The organism is Mycobacterium sp. (assembly GCF_035697385.1).
GTDB lineage: Bacteria > Actinomycetota > Actinomycetes > Mycobacteriales > Mycobacteriaceae > Mycobacterium.
Map to the genome: position 1 here is coordinate 1 of NZ_DASSCY010000279.1, position 2,401 is coordinate 2,401.

The window sequence follows — 2,401 nt, forward strand, 5'->3', positions numbered from 1 at the left end:
GACCGCTACGGCCGATCCCCCGACCATAATCGGCGTTATGCATCGACTGCGGCACGCCGCGATGGGCGGCCCGCCGAGGCCTCGCCGCCGCGCCGGGGCGACCCAGAACGACACCCCCGGCGCTGCGCCAGGGCGACCCCAAACGCCGGGTCCGAGCCGCCCGAGGAGTTGCTCCGTAAGGTCGTTGCGTGGCGATCACAATCTTCTTCGAGACGCACTCCATCAGTGAGGACAACGAGCGTGGAGTGGCCTCGGGATGGAACCACAGCCGGCTTTCGGAGCGGGGTCGTGAGCTGGCCCTTGAGCTGGGAAGCCGGTGGCGGGAGAGCGGCATCGCCGCCGTGTTCAGCTCCGACCTGCGTCGCGCCCGTGGGACAGCCGAGGTGGCGTTCGCGCATTGCCCGATTCCGATACTGCTGGACTGGCGCCTGCGCGAATGTGACTACGGCGAGCGCAACGGCAGTGCAGCCGAAGTGCATGTCCGAGATCGGCGTCGCTACGTCGATCACCCCTACCCCGGAGGCGAAAGTTGGCGTCAAGCCACCGCCCGCGTCGCGCGCTTCCTTGAGGACCTGCCCATCCGATGGGAAGGCTCACGTGTTCTGGTCATCGGCCACGTCGCGACTCGCTGGGCGCTCGATCACCACCTGAACCGCGTGGCGCTTGAGTGGCTGACGACCGAAGACTTCGCGTGGCAGCAGGGATGGGAATACCAGCTCGGCCGCTCCCCTAGGCAATAGCCCCGACCGCCGGGCAGGAGTTGACGGGTTCGGCATCGACATGGGTTCGGCGACGGCGTTGACTGGAGCTACCTCCACTACGTAGGGCTACCGGAGTCGCCATGATCGTTCTGATCGGGTTGGTGATCCTCGTCGCTGCCGTGGTGGTCGGGGTGGCGGGTGTGCTGACCAATGGGGGTAGCGCACACACGCTGACCGACCAGTTCGCCGTGTTCGGCTACCACGTCACCGGCTCCACCGGCCTGCTGTTCCTCTACGGCATCGTGGTCGGGGCGGTGGGCCTGTTCGGGTTGGGCCTGCTGCTGGCCGGTGCCCGGCGGACCGCGCGTCGCGGCCGCACAGCCCGCAGCGAGCTCAAACAATCCCGTCGCGAGACGGCCGCGGCCAACCGGGACCGCGACGACCTCGCCCAAGCGCGGCAGGAGGAGACCGCACACGCCGACACGGACCACCGGGAAGGGCCACCGAGCTAGCGGGAACAACCAGTCAACCAGGGCCAACGGCAACACCAAGCAGGCCGGCGCAAACACGAAAGATGCCATCAAATACTGACCCGGCCAGCGTGAACGAGAGGAACCGTCATGTCAGCACCGGGATCGCCGGAGGTAGCTCCTGGAACTACCGGAACCGCCCACAGCATGGGGAACCACCTGAACGGCGATGACTCACCTCAAGGAACACTCCCAGCAACGCCCACCCAGTCGACACGCGGCACCCGCCAGACACCCGAAGGGCGCCGGCTGACCCAACGGATCTCGCTCCTGCTCGGCCAGCGGACAAGCCTCAGCCAAGTGATGCTGGTCGTCCTGAGCGCCGCACTGATTCTCGGGTTGATCGGCTTCGCCGTTCACGCCCTGTGGGTCGTTGCCATCATCGTCATCGCACTCGGCCTCGGTTACACCGCCGCCAACAGCCGACGTGATCGCACCGACGCCGTCAACCAGCGCCAAGAAGACGAGCAGCTCGACACCGAACGACGCGGCTGACGAACAAAACCCGGCGCCGCCGTCTGGAGCCCAGGTCAAGTACGAGCAGCACGAACGCGACCGAGTGGCCATCACTGTTGCGCTGCGTGTTGTTCCGGGTTCCCGGCGTGGTGGTCTGGCATGGTCGCTGCCGAGGTTCATGAAGGGCTCGCAAAACGGTCTACCGGACAGGAACAGTGGTGGGTCGCGGGGCGGGCTCCCCACCTGGAGCGGCGCGCAGGGCACCCCCGGCGACCGTGGATCTTGTCATTGAGCGGCAACCGTGCCTCGGTCTCGCCACAGCAGCGCTCAAAGCGCGCCACCCGTCGGCCTCCGAGCCTCGGCTTCGCGGGCCGCTTTGACGAGGAGCCGGACCGCAAACGGATGGGGAGTCGCGCGCACTTTCATGCATCGGTTCGTCGCCTCATGCGCCCGAGCGGTCGTTCGGTGCGCCGCCGCCCGTTCGCCGACGGAGGACAGATGCGCCGATCTGCACGGGACGCAGCCGCGCTCGGGCCGACGTTCGGTGCTCGCGTTATGAGTGCCGCCTACCGGCACGCATCTGGAGCCCGGAATTGGGTGTCCACGATGTAGCCGACGAAGGTTCGGGCTTCGTCGTGGCCACGTTATCTGGAGCGCGTCCGCGACGTAGTCGATGTAGTCGATCAACCCGCCGAAGAAGCCATCGTCGTCGCC

3 protein-coding genes are annotated in these 2,401 nt (G+C 67.2%); all 3 read left to right on the plus strand.

Translation table 11 applies throughout. From position 1 onward, the window contains the following. The first annotated feature begins 188 nt into the window (after nt 1–188). The 3 genes from VFH65_RS23610 (at nt 189) to VFH65_RS23620 (ending at nt 1,726) form a co-directional block, all read left to right on the plus strand. Entirely contained in the window at nt 189–740 is a 552-nt protein-coding gene (locus VFH65_RS23610) for a histidine phosphatase family protein (RefSeq protein ID WP_353324728.1), read from the plus strand. Between the two features lie 101 nt (nt 741–841). Then, the gene (locus tag VFH65_RS23615) at nt 842–1,213 is read left to right on the plus strand and encodes a hypothetical protein (RefSeq protein WP_353324730.1); all 372 of its coding nucleotides are present in this window, start codon (nt 842–844) and stop codon (nt 1,211–1,213) included. Between the two features lie 318 nt (nt 1,214–1,531). Then, a complete protein-coding gene (locus VFH65_RS23620) occupies nt 1,532–1,726 on the plus strand; it encodes a hypothetical protein (RefSeq protein WP_353324732.1) in 195 nt (64 codons plus the stop codon). Nucleotides 1,727–2,401: the final 675 nt, after the last annotated feature.

What these genes read in the sequence shown, in the direction of transcription:
- VFH65_RS23615 (WP_353324730.1), top strand. Translation starts at nt 842, where the DNA reads ATGATCGTTCTGATCGGGTTGGTGATCCTCGTCGCTGCCGTGGTGGTC.